The following is a 22,682-nucleotide window of genomic DNA, read 5'->3' on the forward strand; positions in this document are numbered from 1 at the left end:
TCTGGGTGCACCCGATCGTGCTCGGCATCGGCAAGAAGGTGTTCGACGGCGGCGCGGTGCCCACGAACCTCACACTCCTCGAACCGCCGGTAGCCGGCCCCACGGGCACCGTGTACCTGCGCTACGGGCTCGCCGACGGCACGCCCGGGACGGGGGACATGAGCGCACCCGACCGCGGTGCCGGGCGCGACGGCTGAAGCCGCCCCGCGCCAGGTGGGTTCGTGTCGTCTGTGGTGAGTCCGCCGGGTCGGCATTTCGTCACGGCGTCGGCAGTTCGAGGTGCCGGCACCGCGACGAGCGGCACCGGCCGCGGGCGTTCATCGAGCGGCACCGCCCCGGTGGCAGCTGTGCGTCAGGAAGGTCAGAGCACCTGCCACAGCGCGGCCGCGAACACCGCCGTCACCCATGTCCAGAGCAGGGAGAGCGCGATGTGCGCGGCGGTGCGGAAGGTGTCGCCGCGCCACAGCTTCGGCGAGAAGACTGCGAACTCGAACAGCCGGCGCAGGCCCCAGAACAGGGTCTGCCCAGCCAGCAGGGCGGTGCCCAGCCGGGTGCCGGACAGCAGGTCGCGGGCCAGGCAGAGCGGCAGCAGGCCGAGCAGGGCGCAGGCCAGGCCGATGAAGAAGAGGTGGGCGTAGGAGACCTGACGGGTCAGCAGGGTGGTGCCGGCCAGGTCGGCGGGCCGGTCGACGAAGCGCGGCAGTACCGCGTGGAACAGGCCCATCCCGACCAGTACCGCCCCGACCAGCCGCAACTTCCCTGCCAGGGTGAACAGTTCGCTCATCCTGCGCACCGTACGGGATTGCGGAAGGCGAAGGCGGTGACCAGCCCGGCGATCCGGCGCTCGGCGGCCGGCTGCAGCCCGGCCTCGGCGGCGTGCGCCAGCCAGGTCCCGCGGGTGAGGAAGTGCCAGGCGCCGGGGCCGTACACCGCGGTGTTGGCGGCGTCCCGCAGGTGCTCGTCGAAAAGCATTTCCGGCGGCGTTGAACCGTTCCCGCCGCGGATCCGTGTGGAGGGTGCACGGGCCATCACCGCCCGAATCGTCAACCGCCAGTTCCCCAGGGGGAGTTCGCCATGCCCACGTTCGCCGTTCCCGCCTTCGCCGCGCGCCGCCTGCTCGCCGTCTCCGGCCTCGCCGTGCTCGCGCTCGCCGCCACCGCCTGCGGGCCCGATAGCTCCGGCGGGTACGGCGGGAACACCCCGGCCACCGCCGCCGCCACGGCCGCCACGGCGTCCGCCCCGGCGGCCGGCGACTCCGCCGGGGTCCGGATCGTCGCCGTGAAGTCGGCCACGCTCGGACCGATCGTCACCGACTCCGCCGGCCGGACCCTGTACCGCTTCGACAAGGACACCGCCAAGCCGTCCGCGAGCACCTGCACCGACGCCTGCGCCGCGAAGTGGCCGCCGCTCACCGCCCAGGACGCGGTGCATGTCACTGGGGTCGACTCCGCCCTGGTCGGCAGCGTGACCCGGCCGGACGGGACGAAGCAGGTCACCCTCAACGGCTGGCCGCTCTACCGCTTCGCCGGGGACACCGCGGCGGGGCAGACCAACGGGCAGGGCGTCGGCGGCACCTGGTTCGCGAGCACGCCCGAGGGGAAGAAGGCGCCGGGCACGCCCGGACAGGCACCCGCCCAGACGCCCTCTCAGGCCCCGTCGCCGGCCCCCTCGCAGGGCAGCGGCTACTCCGGGGGCTACTGACACCCTGCCCCGCGCGGCGGCGGGGCGGCCGGGGCTGCCTTGCCCGCGCGGCGGCCCGTCGCCCAGACTGTCGCGGTGCACCAGGACCGCGATCACCACCGGATGGGGGGCGCCGCGCTCCCGGTCGGCGTCCTGCTCTGCCTCGCCCTGGGGCTGTCGCTGCTGGTGGTCCGGTTCCGGCCGGGCGGGCCAGCACCGGCGGCCGGATTCGTCGACATCACCACGGTGGCCGTCGCCGCACCCGCCCCGCCGGCCGCCGGCCCGGACGCCTCCACCGGCTCGTACGCGCAGGACTGCGGGCGCAACCAGGAGGGGCACCGCAACGCGGACAACGTGGTGGTCACACCCGGGACGGCGGGCGGCGCCCACCACGTGCACGACTACGTCGGCAACCTCTCCACGGACGCGGACTCCACCGACGACAGCCTCGCCGCCGCCGCGACCACCTGCACCGACGGCGACCGCTCGACGTACTACTGGCCGGTGCTTCGCCGCACCGACCACGACGGCGCGGCGCCGCACACCGCCGCCGGGGCGTCCGAGGACCCGCACGGCAACACCGGCGAGGTCCTCGTCCCCGAGACGGTCACCATCGAGTACCTCGGCAACCCGTGGAGCAAGGTCGTGCCGATGCCGCGCTTCCTGCGGCTCCTGGAGGGCGACCCGACCGCCTCCACCGACGGCGGCGCGGACGCCGGCGCCCGCTGGGGCTGCACGGGCTTCGCCGACCGCACGACCACCGACCGCTACCCGCTCTGCCCCGCCGGGCGCCTCCTCACCCGCACCCTGGACTTCCCCAGCTGCTGGGACGGGCGCGGCACGGACAGTCCCGGCCACCGCTCCCACGTGCGGTTCCCGTCCGCCACCGGCGTCTGCCCGCACGACACCTTCCCCATCCCGCACCTGCGGGTGACCGTCGGCTACCGCCCGCCGCCGCCCCGGGCCTTCGCCCTGGACGCCTTCCCCGAGCAGCACCACAGCCCGCTCACCGACCACGCGGTGTTCATCGGCCTGATGACCGACCGGCAGATGGCCGACGTGGTGGCCTGTCTGAACGAGAACCGCAGCTGCCGGGAATCCGGTTGAACCGGACGGCCCCCGCCTACGTGCTGGACGTGGCACCCGACGACGGAGGAATGGCGGATGGCGAGGACACGACCAGGCGCGCGGCAGGACGCCGCCGACGAGGCACTGATCCGGACGCTCTACGAGCAGCACGGCGGCGCGCTGCTCGCCTACGCCGTCCGGCTCACCGGCGACCGCGCGGCGGCCGAGGACGCCGTCCAGGAGACCCTGATCCGGGCCTGGCGCAACCCGCAGGCGCTGACCGAGGCCCGCGGGTCGGTGCGCGGCTGGCTGCTGACCGTGGAGCGCAACCTGATCACCGACCGGTTCCGGGCCCGGGCCGCCCGCCCGGCCGAGGTGGCGGAGGTCTCCGAGGAGACGGCCACCGTGCCGGTCGAGCACGACCACGCCGAGGGCGTGGTGGAAACGCTGGTGATGTCGCAGGCGCTGGAGCGGCTCTCGCCCGAGCACCGCGAGGTGCTGCGCTCGATCTACTTCCAGCGGCTGTCGGTCACCGAGGCCGCGGAGCAGCTGGGAGTGCCGGCCGGAACGGTCAAGTCCCGCGCGCACTACGCGCTCCGGGCGCTCAAACGCTCGTACACCGGCAGGACGGGGACGTGGCAGGAGGTGTCGGTGTGACCACGGACGACGCGAACACGGACGACGCGAACACGGACGGCATGGACACGAACGGCACGAGCGCGAACGGTACGTCCCCGGAGCGCGCCACCAGGGAGACCACGGACGGCGGGAGCACAGCGCCGCACGACCGGAGCGCGGAGCTCGTCGGCGCCTACGTACTGGGCGCGCTCGATCCGGCCGAGGCGGCGTCGGTCGAGCGGCACCTGGCCGACTGCCCGACCTGCCGTCAGGAGGTGACCGAGTTGCGGGAGCTGGAGACCGCCCTGGGCGAGGTGCCGCCCGAACTGCTCCTGGACGGTCCGCCCGGGGGCGGCGACCTGCTACTGCAGCGCACCTTGCGGCAGGCCCGGACGGAACGCGGCTCGGCGCTGCGCCGGCGCCGGGGCCGGATCGGCGCGGCCGCGGCCGTCGCGGCGGCCGCGGCGCTGGTCCTCGGGATCGCGCTGGGCCGCGGCACCGACGCCGCACCGCCGGTGGCCGCCGGCCCGGCCCCGAACACCGCCGCCGCCACCCCGCCCCCCGCCGGGACCAGGACCGCCTCCGTGACGGATCCGGGCACCGGCGCCCGGATGACGCTGACGGTGACCCCGGCGATGGGCTGGGTGCGGGTGAACGCGGCGGTCACCGGCATCCCGGCCGGCCAGCGCTGCCACCTGGTGGTCAACGGCAGGGGCGGGGCCACGGTGGACGCGGGCAGCTGGCTGGTCTCCGCCATCGGCGCCAAGTCCGGTACCACGCTGGATGGTTCGGCCATCGTCGCGCCGGAGGACGTGGCCTCCGTGTCGGTTGTGAACGAGTCCGGGCAGACCTTCGTGACGGTCCCGGTGTAGGGCTCCGCCGCCGGACGCGGGTCGTCCCGGTGCGTCCGCCCCCCCGAGGGCCGGCGGACGCACCGGGGCCGGAGGGACGAGGCCGGCCCTCGGCGGGCGAGGCGGCCGAGGAGAGCGGAGGCGGCGGTGATGCCCGGCAGTTGGCCCCGGCCAGGACGGCGAAGTCCGGCAGGAAGTGAGCGGGGGTGCCGAGCTGCTGGGGACCCAACGTCTCCTCAGCGCAGGACTTCCGGGCCGGCCTCGGCCTTGGAGTCGTCGGCGATCCGCGGGGTGGCGGTGAAGTACAGCCGGCGCTTCGCCGGGATCTTCGTGTCGTCGTGGACGGCCGCCCGCGCCTTGCCCTCGGCTCCGGCGGTGCGGTGCGCCTCGTCGGCGATCACCAGGTCCCAGGCGGGCAGGCTGTGGAGCCGGTGGGCCCGGACGATGCGCTCCATGCTCGCGTAGGTCGCGTACACGGTGACCGGCTCGCCCGGCTTCACGGTGGTGACCGGGTCGGCGATGCGCGCGGCCTGCGTGGTCACCCGGGCGTCGATCCGGCCGCCGGCCGCCGCGCTCTCCAGCGCCTCCTCCCGCGAGCACGCCGCCACCGCCCTTCCGCGACGGCCGCCCCGCAGCGACCAGGACTCCGCGGTCTGCTCCAGCAGCTCGATGGTGGGCACGAAGACCAGCACCGAGCTCTTCGCGGCGAGACGGCGAGCGGAGGCGGCGGCCATCAGGGTCTTGCCGGAACCGGTCGCGGCCACGGAGGTGGAGTTCACCGTCGACCTCCGCCCCGCCGACGAGCCCGGTTCCATGACGGATGAGGAACTCGAAGCCCTGCCCTCCGCCGACCGGGACCGCTACATCGAGCTGATTGACGGCGACAAGATCGGCGGAACGCCGCTGTTCTTCCAGGGCGACGAGTGGCCGGACGGCGGCCCTTGGCGGCTGCTGCTACAGCTGGACCCGAACTGGGTGCCGTTCCACCTCAACCTCGGCTCGTCGCCGAGGGTGCTCGCCTTCGTGTCCGAGGACGGCGCCCAGGGCAGGCTGCTCGTCCAGGACTCCTGAGCCGATCGGGGCTCTTGGGAATCGGTACCTGCCTGCCGCCTTCGAAGCCGGTTCCAACAGGCACGTATGGGACACCGCCGCCGCGGCCAGGCGGCCGAGGTGCGGGCCGTAGCCCGCGGCGGCCAAGGGGTGCCAGCCGTCCTGCTACCCGAACGGAGCACACCTCGCCCGGCGACTCCACCGCCCTGCCACCGGCAGCGGCCGAGCGAGGAGCACGGGACCGCGATGGCGGACGGGCGACGGGGCCGCCACGCCGCGTGGACTCCGAGCGACCGGTGACGCGGACGCGGATCGGCAGCGACACGCTGGACCCGCTCGTCCTGGCCCGCGGCTCGTGACGGGTCCCGTTCCCCCGTGCCCCGCTTCCGTCCTTCCGTCCGGGTGCGGGAACCTCGAACCTCGGCAGAATCGATGTGTGGGGGACGGCCCCGGCTGCGCCGCGGGTGCCTACGTGAGAGGACCGTGCCATGCCCGAGTTCCACCCGAAGCACGATCACCTGATCGTCAAGCCGATCGGGGGCTCGACCCCGCAGGACCCGGAGAGGTGGAAGGGCGAGGTGGTGGCGGTAGGGCCCGGCCGACAGCTGGAGAGCGGCAAGCCGCACCCGGTGGACGTCAAGGTCGGCGAGAAGATCCTCTTCAACAGGCTCTCCGGATCGGAGATCGAGGTGGAGGGGCAGGAGTACGTCGAGCTTCCCGAGGACGAGGTCCTCGCGCTCTCCGCGGAGTAGGGACAGGGCGACGGGCGTACCCGGCATCCGACGTCTTCGATCCCGCCAGCCCCAGGCCCCTGAGACCTTTGGAGATTCCTGCCATGACCGAGCAGTCACCTGCCCGGATCGGCGTCACCGGACTGGCCGTGATGGGCCGCAACCTGGCCAGGAACTTCGCCCGCCACGGATACCGCGTGGCTGTGCACAACCGCACGCAGGCGCGGACCACGGCGCTGCTGGAGGAGTTCGGGCATGAGGGCGAGTTCGTGGCCGCTGGGACCACGGAGGAGTTCGTCGCGGCCCTGGAACGCCCCCGTCTGATCGTGATCATGGTCAAGGCCGGGGCGCCGACCGACGCGGTCATCGACGAGCTGGTGCCGCTGCTCGACGAGGGCGACGTGGTGGTGGACGGCGGGAACGCGCACTTCCTCGACACCAGGAGGCGGGAGGCGGCCCTGCGGGAACGCGGGCTGCACTTCGTGGGCAGCGGGATCTCCGGTGGTGAGCAGGGCGCGCTGGAGGGGCCGAGCATCATGCCCGGCGGTACACCGGAGGCCTACCGGGTCCTGGGGCCGTTGCTGGAGGACATCGCGGCCAAGGTCGACGGCAAGCCCTGCTGCACCCATGTCGGACCGGACGGCGCCGGTCACTTCGTCAAGATGGTCCACAACGGGATCGAGTACGCCGACATGCAGCTCATCGCCGAGGCGTACGACCTGCTGCGGCACGGAGCGGGACTGCAGCCCGACGCAATCGCCGAAGTCTTCCGGACCTGGAACGCCGGGCGCCTGGAGTCCTACCTGATCGAGATCACCGCCGAGATCCTCGCCCACATCGATGCGGCGACCGGGAAGCCCTTCGTCGACGTCGTGCTGGACCAGGCCGAGCAGAAGGGCACCGGCCGCTGGACGGTCCAGAGCGCGCTGGAGCTCGGCGTGCCCGTGAGCGGGATCGCCGAGGCGGTCTTCGCCCGGGCGCTGTCCGGCAGTGTGCCGCTCCGGCAGGCCGGACGGGGGCTGCCCGGCCCCACCGAGACCTGGCTCGACAGCGCGGCGGCGGACCGGTTCGCGGACGACGTCGAGCAGGCGCTGTACGCCTCCAAGATGGTGGCCTACGCCCAGGGCTTCAACCAGATCCAGGCCGGCAGCGCGGAGTACTCCTGGCAGATCGACCCCGGCGAGATGGCCGCGATCTGGCGCGGCGGCTGCATCATCAGGGCCCGGTTCCTGGACCGGATCCGGGCCGCGTACGAGGCGGACCGGGAGCGTCCCACGCTGCTGACCGACGCGCACTTCCGGGAGGCGCTCGGCTCCGCGCAGTCGGCTTGGCGACGGGTCGTCTCGACGGCGGCCCAACTGGGGGTGCCCGCCCCCGGCTTCGCAACCGCGCTCGCCTACTACGACGGCCTGCGGGCGGAGCGTCTTCCGGCCGCACTGGTGCAGGGACAGCGGGACTTCTTCGGCGCGCACACCTACCGCCGGGTCGACCGGGACGGGACCTTCCACACCCGCTGGGAGGTCGAGGGCCGCCCGGAGGAACAGCGCTGATATACCCTCAACCACCTTACAAGCAAAGGTATTTCACCGATCTCACGCAGGCCCGGAGAGCGGCCTCCACCGGCCGGTCGCCCCTGCTTCGAGTCGCTTCACACCGCGGGGCGCAGGTCCAGGGCTCGGCGTGCGGCGTGTTCACCGGGGGTGAGCGAGGCGCTGGTGGTGCTGTGGGCGGAGTGGCCCCCGGCCAGTTGGACCGGGGAGGCCGGGTCCAGGCCCGCGGTGAAGGCGGCGCACTCGGTTCGGTGTGGGCGAAGACGCCGTTGTTGAAGGCCAAGGCGTCGAACTGCTGCTGCTCGCAGGGGACGCCGTGGGGTGGGCGGGTGATGTGCCGATGGAGGATCCTTCGTGCCGGGGTCGACGTGCATGGCGCCGCTGTCAGTCTCCGGGGATGGTGAGATCGGCACGCGCCGGCATGTCCGTGGCGGTCAGGTAGTGCTCCTCGACAGCGCGCCAGCGTGTGAGCCATGCCTCGCGCTGCGGCCCCCGGGCGCGGCCATCGCGGGCATACACCCGGCGCAGACACAGCTCGCTCGGGGTGTCGACGAAGACGATCAGGTCGTAGAAGCCGGCCAGCTCCGGCCGGGCGGTCAGCACCCCTTCGACGATCACCACGCCCGCCGGCAGCACGCTGCGCGGCTCGCCGGCCCGAAGAGCGTTCGTGTCCCGGTCGAACTGCTCGTAGCGAGCCGGCCGGCCGCCGGAAAGCGGTACGAGGACCTGGTCGCGCAGCCGCTGCCACTCGAAGAGCCGGTGGTAGCCCTCTTCCGGTTCCATGGACAGGCGTTCCTGGTAGGGCATCGGATGGAGGAAGTCGTCACCGTGCACCACGACCGCGTGCCCCGGCCCGCCCAGGTACGCGGCCACCGCGGCTGCGAGCGTCGACTTCCCCGCCCCGGCCCGGCCGTCGAGGGTCACCAGCACGCGGCCGACTCCCGCGCGTTCGGCGACGGCCGCCGCGATCCGCTCGACCGGTGGTTGAGCCGGCGGCGGGTTGAACGGGCGGCCGCCCGCCCGGGGCACGGGGAGGTGCGGTGCCACGGCCTGCGGTGCACCGATGCCGGATGCCGGGATGGTGCTCATGGTTCTCCGCCTTTCGGAAGCCCGTTGCCCGGTGGGGGCAGGCCCGGGACTGCGGCCGGACGCGCGCGGGGCGCGGCCGGGCGCCGGAGCAGGTCTCGCCTGTTCCTTCGTCGAGTCCTTCGTTGGGCTGGTTGGTCGGTCTGTTGCGGTGCTGCTCCGGCGGCCGCGCAGCGCGGAGGCGCAGGCGGCCACCAGGGCCATCACCGCGGCCACGCTGAAGACGATGACGAGTCCGTGGTGGAAGGGGCCGGAGATGAGTTCGGGGAAGAACCGCGTCCCGGTCAGGGTCTGGGCGTTGTGGGCGGGAAGCGTGCTCAGGACACCGCTGGGCCCCAGCAGGTGGCCGATCGGGTTGTTGCCGAGGAAGGTGGCGAACAGCGTGCTCGTCGGCGGCAGCCCGGCCAGGTGGCCGGCTGCCTCGGCCGGCACTCCCTGTGCCCGCAGGCCGCTGTCGAGTGTGCGCGGAAGCGTCGTGGCCAGGCCGGTGATCATCAGTGAGAAGAACAGGCCGATCGACAGGGCGATGCCCGAGTTCTGGAACGTCGAGCGCATGCCGGAGGCCACGCCGCGCTGCTCGGGCGGCACGCTGCCCATGATCGCCGAGGTGTTCGGCGCCGAGAACATGCCCTGGCCGAGCCCGCTGAGCAGGAGCAGGCCCGCGAACGCCGGGTACGGGAATTCCACCGGCAGGGCCAGCAGGCCGACGAAGGCAGTGGCCACCAGGACCAGCCCGGTGGTGGCGAACAGCCTGGGGCCGTAGCGGTCGGAGAGGAAGCCGGAGGCCGGGCCGCCGAGTAGGAACCCGATGGTCAGCGGCAGCATGAAGATGCCGGCCCACAGCGGGGTGCGGTCGAAGGCGTAGCCGTGCAGCGGCAGCCAGATGCCCTGCAGCCAGATGATGAGCATGAACTGCATGCCACCGCGGGCGATCGCGATGAGCAGTGCCGCGAGGTTTCCGGCGGCGAACGCGCGGATCCTGAACAGGCCGAGCCGGAACATCGGGTCGGCGACCTTCGTCTCCGCGACGCAGAACGCGACGAGCAGCGCGGCGCCCGTTGCCAGGCCGCCGAGCACGTAGGGGCTGGTCCAGCCGGTCGAGTGGCCGCCGTAGGGCTGGATCCCGTAGGTGATCGAGGCGAGGAGGGCACCGGCCCCCGCGGTGAAGGTGAGGTTGCCGAGCCAGTCGATGCGCCCTGGTTGGCGGCAGCCGATCTCGCGCAGACTGCGGTACGACCAGAGGGTGCCGGCCACACCGATCGGGACGCTCACCCAGAAGACCGCACGCCAGTCGATGGTGGCCAGCAGACCACCGGCGAGCAGCCCCAGGAACTGGCCGGCGAGCGCGGTGATCTGGTTGACCCCCAGGGCCATCCCTCGTTGACGGGCGGGGAAGGCATCGGTGAGGATCGCCGCCGAGTTCGCCATCAGCATGGACCCGCCGACCGCCTGCACGATGCGGAAGCCGATGAGCCACAGGGCGCCGGGGCCGCCGCGCAGCGGGTCGAGTGAGAGGGCGAGCGAGGCGCACGCGAAGACCGCGAAGCCACTGTTGTACATCCGAACCCGGCCGAACATGTCGCCGAGCCGGCCGAAGGCGACCACGAGCACCGCGGTGACCAGGAGATAGCCCAGGATCATCCACAGCAGGTAGCCGATGTTGCCCGGGGCGAGCGGGTCCAGACCGATGCCGCGGAAGATCGCGGGCAGCGAGATGATCACGATCGAGGCGTCGACGGACGCGATCAGCACACCCATCGTCGTGTTCGACAGCGCGACCCACTTGTACCGTTCACCGATGACGCGTGCGGTGGCGTTGCCGGCCCGTGCGGCGCTCATGACCGCTCCTAACGTCGGTCGGGTCAGGCCGCGATGGCGACGTCGGCCCAGTGGACGGCGCGTCCGGGCTCCGCGTGGTCGCCGTGCGCGGCGGTGAGCTGGTCGATGATCTGCAGCCCGCGGCCGTGCTCGCCGCGGGTACAGCTGGCTGCCCAGTCGCCCTCCGTGGCGGCAGGGCCTCCGTCGCAGACTTCGATGTGCACCCGCCGGGTGCCCGGGTTGCGGCTCAGTTCGAGGTGCAGTGGGGGCTGAGCGTGCTCGACGGCGTTGGTGACGAGTTCGGAGACGGTCAGCAGCACCGAGTCGGCCACCTCGTCGGCGACCCGCCACTGTGCGAGGACCGCTTGGGTGATCTTGCGGGCTGCTTTGGCGGCTTCCGGGCGGTGTGCCAGGGGCCAGGCGTGGCCCGATGCCCGCGTGCGCCGGACGGCGGCCTGCCGCGGGGAGATGTTCGGGGCATAGGTGGAGATCACGGTCATCACCTTCTTCCGGCACCGTGGTGGCGCCTTGGCTGTGACCAGAGCCCTTAACGATCCACTTCCCATCTATATCACCCAGCTATATAGACAGTCAATATAGATGAGTGATATAGATGGAGGTATGGATGAGACACCCGAAGAGGGTCTCCAGGACGTGGCGGCGGAGCTGAACGAGCTGGCCACCGGGCTGGTCAGGCATCTTCTGTCGGACCGGCAGGGCATGAGTCTGACCACCGTCGCGGCGCTCGGCCGGCTGGAACAGGAAGGTCCGATCCGGCTGACCGCGCTGGCCGCGGCGGAAGGCATCGCCCAGCCGTCGATGACCGCACTGGTCCAGCGACTGGAACGCCAGGGCCTGGCGTCGCGGTCGACGGATCCCGCCGATGGGCGGGTCTGCCTTGTCGCCATCACGGATGCCGGGCGTGAGCTGCTGGCCGAGCGCCACCGCGCGCAGCGAGCCCGGGTGGCCGGTTTGCTGGCCGCGCTGCCCGAGCAGGACGTGCAAGCGCTGAGCGAGGCCATGCACACGGCCCTGCCCATCGTCCGGCGCATGCTCCGCGGCGAATCGGCTTCCTGACCCCGGGGACACGCTCCTCGGCGTCTCCTCCCGCAGACGGCAGGACCTGCTCCGCTGCCCCGTCGCGCCCCGCGCGCGCCGGGCCCCGATCCTGGCACCTGCCCTCCTATCGGACTTCCGAAAGGGCGGAGAACCATGAGCACCATCTCGGCACCCGGCACCGACGTCCCGCCGGCGGAGGTACCGGACTACCCCATGACCCGGGCAGCCGGCTGCCCGTTCGACCCGCCACCGGCCCTGCACACCCTGCAGGCCGAAGCCCCGATCAGCCGGGTGCGACTGTGGGACGGCACCACCCCGTGGCTGGTCACCCGCTACGAGGACGTGCGGGCCCTGCTGGCCGATCCGCGGATCGGCTCGGACGGCACCCACCCGCACTACCCCCACGAGAGCCCGGCCGCGAAGGAGCGCCGGAGGCAGTCGCGGACCTTCATCACCGTGGACGATCCGGAACACGCCCGGCTGCGCCGGATGGTCACCGCAGCCTTCTCCATCAAGCACGTCGAGGCGCTGCGGCCGGCCATCCAGAAGATCGTCGACGATCTGATCGACGCCGTGCTCGCCGGCCCCGGGCCGGTGGACCTCGTCCAGGCGTTCGCGCTGCCCGTGCCGTCACTGGTGATCTGCGCGCTGCTCGGCGTCCCGTACGCCGACCACGACTTCTTTCAGACCAACAGCAGGATCCTGGTCAGGAGCACCACCACCCCGGAGCAGGCGCGGGCAGCCACTCAACTGCTGCTCGACTACCTGGACCGGCTGATCGGTGAGAAGCTCACCCACCCGACCGACGACCTGCTCTCCACGGTGGCCGAGCGGGTCCGCGCCGGTGAGCTCTCCCGGCGCGAGGCGGCCGGCATGGGAATGCTGCTGCTGATCGCCGGGCACGAGACGACGGCGAACATGATCGCGCTGGGCACCCTGGCCCTGCTGCAGCACCCGGACCAGCTGGCCCGGGTGAGCGCGAGCGACGATCCGAAGCTGATCGCCTCGGCGGTCGAGGAACTCCTGCGCTACCTGACCATCGTGCACAGCGGACGGCGCCGAGTGGCCCGGGAGGACATCGAGATCGGCGGGGTCACCATTCGCGCCGGCGAGGGCGTCGTCCTCGCCAACGACATCGGCAACCGCGACCCCGCCGCCTTCCCCGACCCCGGCCGGCTCGACGTCGACCGCAACCCCCGCCACCACGTGGCCTTCGGCTTCGGCGTCCACCAGTGCCTGGGCCAGCCGCTGGCCCGGGTCGAACTGCAGGTCGTCTACAGCACCCTCTACCGCCGCATCCCCACCCTGCGGCTGGCGGTGGGCCTCGACCGGATCCCGTTCAAGCACGACGGGACCGTCTACGGCGTCTACGAGCTGCCCGTCACCTGGTGACCGCGGCCACATGCCAAGCAGAGGCCAAGTGCCGCGTAGAAAAGGAGAGTTCCGATGAAGGTCATCGTCGACCAGCACAAGTGCGTCGCCTCCGGCCAGTGCGTACTGACCGCACCCGAGGTGTTCGACCAGCGTGAGGAGGACGGCATCGTCGTCCTGCTCACCGAGACCCCGCCCGAGCACCTGATGGACGACGTCCGGCAGGCCGCCACCCTCTGCCCCGCCCAGGCGATCTGGCTGGCAGAACAGGAGAAGCAGGAGGACAAGGAATGAAGCGGATCGCCATCGTCGGAGCCTCAGCCGCGGGCCTGACCGCCGCCGAGACCCTCCGCGGCCGCGGCTGGGACGGCCACCTCACCCTGATCGGCGACGAGCCCCGTCCGCCCTACGACCGGCCACCGCTGTCCAAGCAGATCCTGACGGGTGACCGGCCCGCCGAGCGAGCCTTCCTGCGCTCCCCGCACGATCTCGCGCGCCTGGAGGCCGACCTGCGCCTCGGACAACCCGCCACCGCCCTCGACGTCGCGCACCGCCGGGTGCACCTGGGCGCCGGCGAGACCATCCGCTTCGACGCCCTGATCATCGCCACCGGCGTGACCCCCCGCCGCCTGCCCGACAGCGACCTGGCAGGAGTCCACGTCCTACGCACCCTCGACGACGCCCTCGCCCTGCGAGCCGCACTGCTCGCCGGGCCCCGGGTGGTCGTGGTCGGTGCCGGCTTCCTCGGCACCGAAGTCGCCGCGGCAGCCCGGACCATGGGCCTGCAGGTGACCCTGGTCGAACCGGAACCGGTCCCGGTGCGCCGCCCCTTCGGCGACCGCATCGGCGCACTCGTCGCCGACCTGCACCGCGCCCATGGCACCCGCCTGCGCTGCGGGACCCCGGTGCGCCGGCTGCGCAGCACAGGCGGCCAGGTGACTGGAGTGGAACTCGGCGACGGCACCACGCTACCGGCCGATGTCGTCGTCATGGCCGTCGGCTCCGTACCCGCGACCGGCTGGCTGACCGGCTCGGGCCTGAGCCTCGCGGACGGGGTGGTGTGCGACGCGTGGTGCCGGGCCGCACCCGGCATCTACGCCGCCGGCGACGTCGCCTCCTGGCACAACCCCCACTTCGGCACCCGCATGCGGCTCGAGCACCGGACGAACGCCACCGAACAGGCCATCGCCGCAGCCGGCAACCTGCTCGGCGACGCCACCCCGTTCGCCCCCGTGCCCTACTTCTGGACCGACCAGTACGACACCAGGATCCAGGCGTACGGCATCTTCCCACCCGACGCGGACCTACGCGTCATCTCCGGCGACCCGTCCAACGGCCGCTTCACCGCCGCCTACGGCCACCAGGGAGTGGTGGCCGGCGTGCTCGGCTGGAACAACCCCCGCGAACTGCGCACGCTGCGCCGACTGGTCGTCGAGCGCGCGCTCTGGACCACTGTCACGGACGCCGGGCCGTGTCCTCCACTCGCTGGTGATCGTTGCTGGGAGAGCATCCGACCTCGAACACTTGGGGTGTACTCATGACATCCGCTTCCCCTCGTCAGCAACCGATTCGCGTCGGTGTCGTAGGTCTGAGCGCGCGCGGCGGGTGGGCGGCCACCGCCCATGTGCCGGCACTGAACGGGCTCGACGGATACGAGCTGCGGGCCCTCAGCGCCAGCAGCGCCGAATCGGCGCGCGCGGCCGGCGAGAAGCACGCGGTACCGCTGACCTTCGGCAGCGCGGAAGAGCTGGCCCGCAGCGAGGAAGTCGACCTCGTGGTCGTGACGGTGAAAGTTCCGCACCACCTCGAGCTCATCCGACCCGCGCTCGAGGCGGGAAAGACGGTGTTCAGCGAGTGGCCGCTCGGTGCCGACCTCGCGCAGGCCGAGGAACTGGCCGACCTCGCGCACCGCAAGGGGCTGCTGACGGCCGTCGGCCTGCAGGCCCGGTCGGCTCCGCCGCTTCGGTATCTGCGCGACCTGGTCGCCGAGGGCTACGCGGGGCGGGTGCTGTCGACCAGCATGCTCGGCTGGGGCGGGCCCTGGGGCGCCACCTACGACGACGACCACGCGTACGTGCTGGACGTCACGAGCGGCGCCACCCTGCTGTCGATCCCCTTCGGGCACTCGGTCGACGCACTGACCATGGTGCTCGGCGAGTTCCGCGAGGTATCGGCGCACATCGAGAACCTGCGTCCCGAGGTCACCCACGTGACCAGCGGGGCGGTCGCGGCCAAGAGCACCGAGGACCAGATCGCCGTGACCGGTCTGCTCGAATCGGGGGCCGTGGCCGCGATGCACTTCCGCGGCGGTACATCCCGCGCCACCGGCTTCCACTGGGAGATCAACGGCACCCAGGGCGACCTCGTCGTGAAGGCCGACCACGACCTGTGGTGGATGGGGCGGCTGCGGCTGTACGGCGCCCGAGGCGACGACGGCGGCTTGACCGAACTTCCGGTCCCCGCCCGCTACCAGCGGTCGCTGACACACTGGACCGAGCGAGCCGCCGAACCCGCCTACAACGTCGCCCACGAGTACGCGCTGCTGCGCGACCAGATCACCGGGAGTCTCGCGCCGGACACCGACGGCGTTCCCGACTTCCGGCACGCCGTCCGGCGCCACCGCATGCTGGAACAGATCCGAGCGGCGGCACAGACCGGCCGGAGGACCACGCTCGCGCCCTGGGGCCCGTAAGCCCCCTTGCCGTGGGTACCTCCGGCACCCTGCCCGGGTCCACTGCCTTCTCGGCCCGGCCTCACCCGGTGCGTGGCCCGGCCCAGGTATCGCACATCCGGGCCATGGTTTGCCCGGAAATCACGGAACAGCACCCGCCCAGGGCCCTGGGCCCTGACGGAGCGACCGCGCGTCTGACCGCGCGGTCGCTCGGAGCCTTCACCGGACCGGTGACGTGCGCTCAGGAAGCCGTGCGGGGCGTCTCGCCCGGGAGAGGAGGCGGCCGGCGGCCGGCAGGGTGGGATGCGGTGGTATCCGGTGACGGGGTCGAGCTCGGCCCGCCAGACTTGATCGCTGCAAGCTCCGGAACGGTCAGCCGCTCCACCGTGGTCCGCATCAAGAGCGGCTCCACCACGATCGGACTGCCGTACCGCTTGGTCAGCGCGCGCGCCCGCGCCTGCGGCCGGGACAGCGGCCAGGAGACGGGCAGCGGCGGCAGCACGACGCCGGGCCGCGGGACGAACACCAGCACCTGCCGCGGGGACCTCGGCGCGCGCGTCACCAGCCGGACCTCTCAGGTCCGGCCACGGCACCGACGAATGCCGGCAGTCGCCCCTCTGATCACGGCGCCTGACCGTTACTCAGGACACCTGACATCGTTGGACATCTTGTATGACCGACACACAACAAAGGAGCGTTCCATGCGGAAGAGCATTGTCGTAGCCGCCGTTCTGATCTGCCTGGCCGTACCGGGCACGGCCAGCGCCTCACCAGCAGCGCCCACGGACAGCCAAGCCAACGTGTGGATGGACACCGTCCTCAATGACATGCGCCTCGCTGTGTCCCAGCATGGGCTCGATCCGATGGTCATGGCACCGTTCAACTTCAAGGTCAAAAAGACTGGCATCACCAACAGGGACCTGAAGGCAAACTTCACACGCGGCAGCCTGTACGGCCTGGCAGGAATCCATCGCCAGGGCGACTGCACCTACGAGACGTCTGGCGCGGATATGCGCCTTGACTGCTACGTCAGCCTGCAGGCGCTGCGCGTCCTCATGAACGCGGACGTCAAGGGAGACTCCATCACGGGCAACCACCATGACATCACCACATCGAGCATCGTCCCGCGCAACACCCTCGCCCTCCTCGAATTCCAGGGGAAGCGCGGCCACGCCCCGAACCTGATGGGCATCACCGTCCACTCCGTCACGCTGACGAGTTCAGTCACCAGCGGCAAGCTCGACCTCAACAAAGCCCGCCAGGACAGCTTCTTTGCGGCGATGAACCAGAATATTTCGACCCAAATCGTCGCCGCAGCCCAGGGGCACTATGCCCAGGCGCTGCGCTCGGCCATCACCCGTCAGCATCTGCCGTAACACCCCGCCCGTACCCTGCGAGCTTCACTCCCGTTCACCGGCCGGCCGGCTCATGCGACACAGGCGCTGGCCCGCCCAAGCCAGGCACAGGTCTCCCACCAGCAGAGCAGCGCTCGCGATCAGCACGGCCGGCAGGATCCGCCTCAGCTCCAGTGAGCGGGCCTGCCGGCTTCCGGCGTGCATGAAACAGTCCAGGAAGCCGGTGCAACGGCCCAGTTCCACCAGCGGGGAGTCCCACGCCGCGGGCGTGAACACGTACGACACCGGGTCGGCCTGGCGACGCGAGGACGGCACACGGACATCCCCCGACCGCCACCCATCACCCAGCCCCAATCGCGAACCGGACATCAGCTCGCGTATCGCTCTCTCAGCCGCCAGCCACTGCGGGCAAGTAGTTCAACCTCGACACCGTGCAGGTCACACCTGGCAGCGCTGCCGGTCCTACGCCTTGCGGTCGGGGTAGTCGCGGGCGTGCTGCTGCCGGACCTCCCACCACGGGTCGGAGGGCACCGACACCAGCGCGGCCACCAGCTCGCGCTTGGTCGGCTTCGGCAAGACCAGCGGCCCGAGATCCTTCCGCCCGCGCTTGTCCTCGCAGGCCGGGCACTCCAGCCGATCCGGGTCGGCGTGCTGGTGGCAGTGGGTCAGGGTGATCGCCCGGGTGCCGTCCAGGCGAGGGAGTTGGGGTTCGGCGCCCTCGGTTCGTGGATGAGTTCGCGGCGCAGGGCGGGTGCCGGTTCGCTGCTGGCCATGGAGGGATCACGGCAAGGGGAGACCTACCCCGGTGGGAGGTGACGTGATGTCATCTGGCAGCCTCTGGGGGCATGAGCGATCTTGAGCGCACTCCGAGCCCGTACGTCGCCGGTCTGCCCTACGGCGAGCAGCTGCCGCTGCCGGCGATCGCCGGGTGGGACACCTTCCCGTTCGGCGGGGACCTGCACATCCGCCCGCTGGAGCGGCCCGTGCTGCCTGAGCCGCCCCGCCACGGCGAGGAGGGGGCGGAGAGCTGCGATGAGTGTGCCCGCCCGGACGAGAGCTACCTGTGGACCGACGAGCATTGGCGACTGACGGCACTGCGGGAACCGAGCGGCCTGCCTGCCGTGGTGATGTTGATGCCCCGGGTGCACCACGATCTGACGGATCTGCCGCCCGAACTGACCGCCGCGTTGGGCCCAATGTACCAACGGGTGGAGCGCGCGCTGTTCGCGCTTGGCGGGATAGCCCGGGTGCACATCGACAAGGTGGGTGACGGGGCAGCGCATCTGCACTTCTGGTTCCTCGCCCGGCCGGAGGGCGTACTCCAGCTGCGGGGCGGCTTCCTGCCGATCTGGGACGACATCCTGCCGCCGCTCCCGGTTGCCGACTGGCAGGCCAACAACCGGGTGATCGCCGCCGCCATGGCCGCCGACGGCGGCACGGCGCACGTGTGACGCGCCGGTGCCCTGGGGCGGGTCACCTCAGGGCACCGGGGGGCGGCCTCCAAAGGCGCCACGTTCTTCGAAGCAACCTTCCATGGCGCCTGGAAGAAGCACGCGACGCCGGCGGAGTGCATCTACCGGCCCTGAAGCCAGAAGCATCAGCCGACGACCGCTCGCCTGCGGGGGCGGCGCGCTGGGCCGGGCTCCTCACAGGAGCCCGGCCACCGGTCCGGTGCGCGGCTATGCCGGGGAGCCCGCCGTCCGCTCCGACTGGGCGCTGCTCAGCCCTTCAGCTCTGGGACAGGGCGAAAGCCAACATTGCGGTAGAGGTGAAGTCGATGGAGGGTTCCACGGTCTGCCAGGCACCCACGTCGTCGAGGAAGCGTGCCTTGCCCCCGTCGAAGTCGGTCCAGGCCGTGCCGGGATTCGAGGAGCAGCGCTTCATGGTCGGGAAGGTGTTGAGTTCGGCGAGCTTTTCTGCGGCGTTCGGCCCGTTGACCACGGCGCCTCGCAGGATCTCACCCTTGCCGTCGAGGCTGCCGCCAAGGTTGGCCAGTTGGTGTTCCGGGCAGTGGGGGTAGACCTCGCCTGCGCCGATCATGAAGGTGCTGCCCCAGGAGTTGGCGCCCAGGGCCCAGCCGCGCTGTTGTGCGCCGAAGGCGTCGTAGCGGTGGTCGCCGGTGGCCTTCGAGTAGATCTGCGCGGTGGCGACCAGGCCGAAGGTGTGCGGCACCGAGTCGAAGTCGGTGTACACCGCGCCTGCCCTGAACGGGTCCTTGGCGGCCCGGCTCACACCGTCGTCCAACTGGCGGCGCAGGTCGCCCTGCAGGTCGGCAGGGGTCACCTCGGTGCCGCTCTCGCTCTCCGCCTTCAGGGCGGTGAGCAGATCGGCGTGGGCGAGGGCGCTGACGTCGCCGACGCCGAGGGTGCCCTTGGTGTCGGAGTCGATGTACTGCTTCGCCCAGTGCCCCGCCTGCTGCTGCCAGCGGGTGGCCCGGTCGTCGCCCAGTGTCTTGGCTGCCAGGCTCATTTCGGTGGCGCCGAACTCCATGTCGTCCTGCCAGGAGTCTTCGGGGTAGAAGTTGTGCGGGAACGCGGTGACCAGTACGTCGCCGGGCTTGGTGTTTGCCTGGGTGTAGACGGCGGCCGCCTTGTCCAGCCAGGATTTGGCGGTGGCTGGATCGCTCTGGGCGCTGTTCTGTGCGGCGAGCGCGAAGACCGCAGCCACGCGGCCGGCGAGGTTGGGACTGATCGGTGCGCCGGGCTCGTTGGCCCGGAAGACCGGCCGGTTTTTGATCAGGTAGTCGGGGTCGCCCGGTTCCACGTTCAGTTTGTCGTCGGCCTCGGGCAGTCGCCAGACGTCGTGGTCGGTACGGACGTTGTCGTTGCCCGCACCGATGCCGACCTGGGCGTAGAGGGTGCCGGTCTTGCCGTCCCACATCTTGTCCAGCCAGGCCAGGCCTTGCTTGGCCTCGTCGGCGAGGCCTGCGGCGTGCGGTGCGGTGCGCAGGGCCAGCAGCAGGTCGGCGGTGCTGTAGGCGGTGGTGTGCGTGAACTTGAGGAAGTCACCTGCGTCGGTCCAGCCGCCCGAGACATCGATGGGGCCGCGCACCGGGGTCAGCTTCTCGTCGAGCAGCTGGGTGCCGTCCTCGTTGTAGTGAGGGGTGGCGTAGACCGTTGCCTTGCGGTCTGTCAGGTGTGAGGGCTGGCGGTGCATGACATCGGGCAGGACGCCGGCGCCGTCGCGCTGGGCCTGGAAGAAGCGGACGTTGTCCTCGATGAGTGGGGTGAGGAGGTCCTTGGCGGGCGCGATGCGGAACGTCGGGGAGCTGCCGCCGGCCGTGCCGGTGAGTTCGAGGCGGTAGCTGCCCGGGGTGTTGACGGCCGACAGGTCCACGGTGTGGACGTCCGGGTACTTGCTGTTCCAGGTTCCGGTGCGGCTGCCGACCTGGCCGGTGGCCACGGTGGCGCCGTGTTCGTCCACCAGCCGGTAGCCGGCCCGGCTCAGTTCTTCCGACCCCATCACGAACGCCTGCTTGGACTCCCCGATGGCGTAGCCGACCTGGTCGACCCGGATCGCGGCCGGGCCGGCCTGGGCCGGGTCCCGGTCGAGAGTGGTTCCGTCCGCGGGCAGGGCGTAATAGACCGCTCCGACGCCGAGCGCGGTGGTTGCAAGGAGTGCGGTGGAGCGCAGGCTCCACTTGGGGCCAGATCGGAAGGTGAACATGGCTCCACCCTGCCCGGTGCTGCATGAGATGAGGATGAGATTGCCTGGCGAGGGCGGCTTGGCCTCGCCGGCCGCGTCAGCCGCCCTTGCGCTCGGGCAGCAGCAGCTCTGCCAGTGTCCCGCCGCCGGGGGCCTGGGAGAGCTGGGCGGTGCCGCCGTGAAGCTCGGCCACCCAGCGGACGATGGCGAGGCCGGTGCCGGTGCCGGTGCTGGCGGCCCCGGTGACGCGTCGCTCGAAGACCCGGGTACGGTCCTCGGGCGGCACGCCGGGGCCGTGGTCCCGTACAGCGACCCGGCCGGCGGCGACCGACACTTCGACCGGGGTGCCGCCGCCGTGTCGTAGGGCGTTCTCCACGAGGTTGCGGACCGCTTGGGCCAGCAGCTCGGGATCCCCCTCGACGATGACGGCCTCAGTGGTGACGGTGACGCCGGCGGGGTCCGGCAGTTCCTCGATGGTCTGTTCGACCAGCTGGTCGAGGCGTAGCGGGGTGAGTTCGAGTTCCTGGGTGCCGGCTTCCACGCGGGCTCGGGCCAGCAGCCCGGTGACGAGTCGGCCCAGCCGGTCGATCAGCCGGACTGCCTCGTCCAGGGCTGCGGGGGCCCGGTGGGGTGAGGCGCTGCCGTTCTCCACCACCAGGCGCAGGGTGGCCAGTGGCGTGCGCAGTTCGTGGGCGGCTTCGGCGAGGAACTGCTCTTGCTGCTCAAGTCCTTGTAGGGCTGGGCGCATGGAGCGCCCGGTCAGCAGGTGGCCCACTGCGGCGGCCGCCAGCACGAGTGTCGCGCAGCCCAGGGCCAGCCACTGGATCAGCCGTGTGTGATCCGCCTGGCTGTGTGCCGGATCGGCTCCGACCAGCACGGTGGCGCCGATCCTGTCGTTGTCCCAGACCGGGGCCGCGGCCCAGTGGTACTCGCGCCCGTTGGCAGCGGTGGTGGTGACCAGGGTGGTCTCCTGGTCGTGTTGGACTTCCTGCCAGATCGTTTCGAGTTCTGCCTGGTCCGGCAGGGCGGCCTGGGAGGCGTAGGCGTAGCGGACCTGCGGTCCGGCGTTCGGGAGTGCCTGGAGAACGCCGAGTACCTCGGCGCTGCGGGCGAGTTCGTCCTCCTGCAGCGAGTCGAGGCGCAGGGTGCCGCCCGCGTCGTAGTAGAGGGTGCGGGCGAGACCGTCGGCGCGGTGGCTGGCGGCGTTGTCGAGATCGTTCGTGCGGGAGTGGCTGTCGGTGCGGACGGCGATGGTGGCGAGCACCAGCAGGCAGACGGCGGTCGTCGCGGCGAAGAGCAGGGTCATCACCCACCGGGCGCGGTGCAGGCGCGCGGCGGCGGGAGTACGCGACGTCACAGGCCCGAGGCCGGATCGGCGAGGCGGTACCCGGCGCCGCGTACCGTCAGGATGAGTTCGGGCGGTCCCAGCCGGCGGCGCAACTGGCCTATGAGGACGTCGACGACGTTGGAGAGCGGTTCGGCCTGCTCGTCCCAGCAACGTTCGATGAGTTCACTACGGGTGACGACCTCGCCGGCACGCAGCATCAGGACCTCCAGGACCGCGAACTCCTTCGCGGTCAGCGTGAGCAGCACGCCGCCTCGCCGCACCCGGCGGCGTGGAAGGTCGAGTTCCAGATCGCCGACTCGCAGCTCGGGCAGCCGTGCGGGCTGGCCGCGGCGGCACAGGGTGCGCACCCGGGCGTTGAGTTCGGCGAACGCGAACGGCTTGACGAGGTAGTCGTCGGCGCCGTGCTCGAAGCCGGCCACGCGGTCGGTGACCGCGTCAAGCGCGGTGAGCAGAATGATCGGGAGGGTGGAGCCCGCCTTGCGCTGGGCGGCGAGGAGGGTGAGCGCGTCCCCGTCGGGCAGAGTCCGGTCGGCGATCAGGCAGTCGTAGTCGTTGACGGCGAGTTTGAAGTCGGCCTCGGCGAGATCGCCGGCGAAGTCGACGGCGAAGCCGGCTTCGCGCAGCCCTCTGGTGATCGCCGGGCCAAGCTCTGGGTCGTCCTCAAGGACCAGTACGCGCATGACCGGGGAGCCTACTTGGTCGGAAAGATCGCGAAGGCCTGGGTCATGGTGGTGAGAGTAGATTATGCGGCTTTGCCGGACCTGGGTATCCCCGAAGTGGA

24 protein-coding genes and 1 pseudogene are annotated in these 22,682 nt (G+C 71.6%); 15 read left to right on the top strand and 10 right to left on the bottom strand.

From position 1 onward, the window contains the following. Positions 1-197: pseudogene (locus KV557_RS32020) on the top strand (dihydrofolate reductase family protein); the annotation flags it as partial. 164 nt (positions 198-361) lie between these two features. Here KV557_RS32020 and KV557_RS32025 read toward each other — a convergent pair. After that, entirely contained in the window at positions 362-784 is a 423-nt protein-coding gene (locus KV557_RS32025; RefSeq protein WP_218205058.1) for a hypothetical protein, read from the bottom strand. Next, positions 781-972, bottom strand: coding sequence for a hypothetical protein (locus KV557_RS32030; RefSeq protein ID WP_218205059.1), 192 nt, complete (start codon positions 970-972; stop codon positions 781-783). Before KV557_RS32030 ends, KV557_RS32025 begins: the two co-directional genes overlap by 4 nt. Before the next feature lie 102 nt (positions 973-1,074). Between KV557_RS32030 and KV557_RS32035 the strand changes: the two genes are divergently transcribed. The 4 genes from KV557_RS32035 (at position 1,075) to KV557_RS32050 (ending at position 4,238) form a co-directional block, all read left to right on the top strand. Further along, positions 1,075-1,701 carry a hypothetical protein gene (locus tag KV557_RS32035; protein ID WP_218205060.1) on the top strand — a complete coding sequence of 209 codons (627 nt, stop codon included), beginning with the start codon at positions 1,075-1,077 and terminating at the stop codon, positions 1,699-1,701. Between the two features lie 75 nt (positions 1,702-1,776). Beyond that, positions 1,777-2,787, top strand: a complete 1,011-nt coding sequence (locus KV557_RS32040; protein ID WP_308130178.1) for a DUF1996 domain-containing protein — start codon at positions 1,777-1,779, stop codon at positions 2,785-2,787. 57 nt (positions 2,788-2,844) lie between these two features. Continuing rightward, entirely contained in the window at positions 2,845-3,405 is a 561-nt protein-coding gene (locus KV557_RS32045) for a sigma-70 family RNA polymerase sigma factor (RefSeq protein ID WP_218205061.1), read from the top strand. Continuing rightward, positions 3,402-4,238: an anti-sigma factor family protein gene (locus tag KV557_RS32050; protein WP_308130179.1), complete on the top strand. Its 837-nt coding sequence runs from the start codon at positions 3,402-3,404 to the stop codon at positions 4,236-4,238. The genes KV557_RS32045 and KV557_RS32050 overlap by 4 nt, the downstream gene beginning before the upstream one ends. A gap of 215 nt (positions 4,239-4,453) precedes the next feature. On the opposite strand, the gene KV557_RS32055 is transcribed toward KV557_RS32050, so the two are convergent. Next, positions 4,454-4,996, bottom strand: coding sequence for a DEAD/DEAH box helicase family protein (locus KV557_RS32055; protein ID WP_218205062.1), 543 nt, complete (start codon positions 4,994-4,996; stop codon positions 4,454-4,456). On the opposite strand from KV557_RS32055, the gene KV557_RS32060 reads away from it, so the two are divergent. From KV557_RS32060 to gndA, 3 genes are all read left to right on the top strand, one after another. Next, on the top strand, positions 4,986-5,288 hold the full coding sequence (locus KV557_RS32060; RefSeq protein WP_218205063.1) for a hypothetical protein: 303 nt from the start codon (positions 4,986-4,988) through the stop codon (positions 5,286-5,288). The two genes, KV557_RS32055 and KV557_RS32060, sit on opposite strands and share 11 nt — an antisense overlap. Positions 5,289-5,755: 467 nt before the next feature. Next, positions 5,756-6,019 (top strand): co-chaperone GroES, encoded by a 264-nt coding sequence (locus tag KV557_RS32065; protein ID WP_218205064.1) that lies wholly within the window; start codon positions 5,756-5,758, stop codon positions 6,017-6,019. Between the two features lie 83 nt (positions 6,020-6,102). After that, entirely contained in the window at positions 6,103-7,548 is a 1,446-nt protein-coding gene (gndA, locus tag KV557_RS32070; protein WP_218205065.1) for an NADP-dependent phosphogluconate dehydrogenase, read from the top strand. A gap of 384 nt (positions 7,549-7,932) precedes the next feature. On the opposite strand, the gene KV557_RS32075 is transcribed toward gndA, so the two are convergent. Then, the gene (locus KV557_RS32075) at positions 7,933-10,473 is read right to left on the bottom strand and encodes an MFS transporter (protein ID WP_218205066.1); all 2,541 of its coding nucleotides are present in this window, start codon (positions 10,471-10,473) and stop codon (positions 7,933-7,935) included. 23 nt (positions 10,474-10,496) lie between these two features. Further along, a complete protein-coding gene (locus tag KV557_RS32080; RefSeq protein ID WP_308130180.1) occupies positions 10,497-10,946 on the bottom strand; it encodes an ATP-binding protein in 450 nt (149 codons plus the stop codon). A gap of 127 nt (positions 10,947-11,073) precedes the next feature. Here KV557_RS32080 and KV557_RS32085 point away from each other — a divergent pair, with 127 nt between their 5' ends. The 5 genes from KV557_RS32085 to KV557_RS32105 all read left to right on the top strand — a co-directional run bounded on the left by KV557_RS32085 (position 11,074) and on the right by KV557_RS32105 (position 15,574). After that, positions 11,074-11,529, top strand: a complete 456-nt coding sequence (locus KV557_RS32085) for a MarR family winged helix-turn-helix transcriptional regulator (protein ID WP_218205068.1) — start codon at positions 11,074-11,076, stop codon at positions 11,527-11,529. A gap of 135 nt (positions 11,530-11,664) precedes the next feature. Beyond that, the gene (locus KV557_RS32090) at positions 11,665-12,903 is read left to right on the top strand and encodes a cytochrome P450 (RefSeq protein ID WP_218205069.1); all 1,239 of its coding nucleotides are present in this window, start codon (positions 11,665-11,667) and stop codon (positions 12,901-12,903) included. Between the two features lie 54 nt (positions 12,904-12,957). Continuing rightward, the gene (locus KV557_RS32095; protein ID WP_218205070.1) at positions 12,958-13,176 is read left to right on the top strand and encodes a ferredoxin; all 219 of its coding nucleotides are present in this window, start codon (positions 12,958-12,960) and stop codon (positions 13,174-13,176) included. Then, the gene (locus tag KV557_RS32100; RefSeq protein ID WP_218205071.1) at positions 13,173-14,423 is read left to right on the top strand and encodes an NAD(P)/FAD-dependent oxidoreductase; all 1,251 of its coding nucleotides are present in this window, start codon (positions 13,173-13,175) and stop codon (positions 14,421-14,423) included. The genes KV557_RS32095 and KV557_RS32100 overlap by 4 nt, the downstream gene beginning before the upstream one ends. Next, positions 14,420-15,574 carry a Gfo/Idh/MocA family protein gene (locus KV557_RS32105; protein WP_218205072.1) on the top strand — a complete coding sequence of 385 codons (1,155 nt, stop codon included), beginning with the start codon at positions 14,420-14,422 and terminating at the stop codon, positions 15,572-15,574. Before KV557_RS32100 ends, KV557_RS32105 begins: the two co-directional genes overlap by 4 nt. 220 nt (positions 15,575-15,794) lie before the next feature. On the opposite strand, the gene KV557_RS32110 is transcribed toward KV557_RS32105, so the two are convergent. Further along, the gene (locus tag KV557_RS32110) at positions 15,795-16,085 is read right to left on the bottom strand and encodes a hypothetical protein (protein ID WP_218205073.1); all 291 of its coding nucleotides are present in this window, start codon (positions 16,083-16,085) and stop codon (positions 15,795-15,797) included. Between the two features lie 169 nt (positions 16,086-16,254). Here KV557_RS32110 and KV557_RS32115 point away from each other — a divergent pair, with 169 nt between their 5' ends. Continuing rightward, positions 16,255-16,929, top strand: coding sequence for a hypothetical protein (locus KV557_RS32115; RefSeq protein WP_218205074.1), 675 nt, complete (start codon positions 16,255-16,257; stop codon positions 16,927-16,929). Positions 16,930-16,953: 24 nt separating this feature from the next. Here the strand turns inward: KV557_RS32115 and KV557_RS32120 are convergent, their stop codons facing one another. Beyond that, the gene (locus KV557_RS32120) at positions 16,954-17,223 is read right to left on the bottom strand and encodes a hypothetical protein (protein ID WP_218205075.1); all 270 of its coding nucleotides are present in this window, start codon (positions 17,221-17,223) and stop codon (positions 16,954-16,956) included. A 530-nt stretch (positions 17,224-17,753) separates the two neighbouring features. On the opposite strand from KV557_RS32120, the gene KV557_RS32125 reads away from it, so the two are divergent. Then, complete coding sequence (locus tag KV557_RS32125) at positions 17,754-18,359, top strand: hypothetical protein (RefSeq protein ID WP_218205076.1); 606 nt, start codon at positions 17,754-17,756, stop codon at positions 18,357-18,359. Between the two features lie 277 nt (positions 18,360-18,636). Here KV557_RS32125 and KV557_RS32130 read toward each other — a convergent pair whose 3' ends face one another. The 3 genes from KV557_RS32130 to KV557_RS32140 form a co-directional block, all read right to left on the bottom strand. Beyond that, positions 18,637-20,574, bottom strand: coding sequence for a glycoside hydrolase family 9 protein (locus KV557_RS32130; protein ID WP_218205077.1), 1,938 nt, complete (start codon positions 20,572-20,574; stop codon positions 18,637-18,639). A 76-nt stretch (positions 20,575-20,650) separates the two neighbouring features. Then, positions 20,651-21,910 (bottom strand): sensor histidine kinase, encoded by a 1,260-nt coding sequence (locus KV557_RS32135; RefSeq protein ID WP_308130181.1) that lies wholly within the window; start codon positions 21,908-21,910, stop codon positions 20,651-20,653. Further along, a complete protein-coding gene (locus KV557_RS32140; protein WP_218205078.1) occupies positions 21,907-22,581 on the bottom strand; it encodes a winged helix-turn-helix domain-containing protein in 675 nt (224 codons plus the stop codon). Before KV557_RS32140 ends, KV557_RS32135 begins: the two co-directional genes overlap by 4 nt. Between the last annotated feature and the right edge of the window lie 101 nt (positions 22,582-22,682).

The sequence above is a fragment of the Kitasatospora aureofaciens genome (genome assembly GCF_019192735.1).
Taxonomy (GTDB): Bacteria; Actinomycetota; Actinomycetes; order Streptomycetales; family Streptomycetaceae; genus Kitasatospora; species Kitasatospora aureofaciens_A.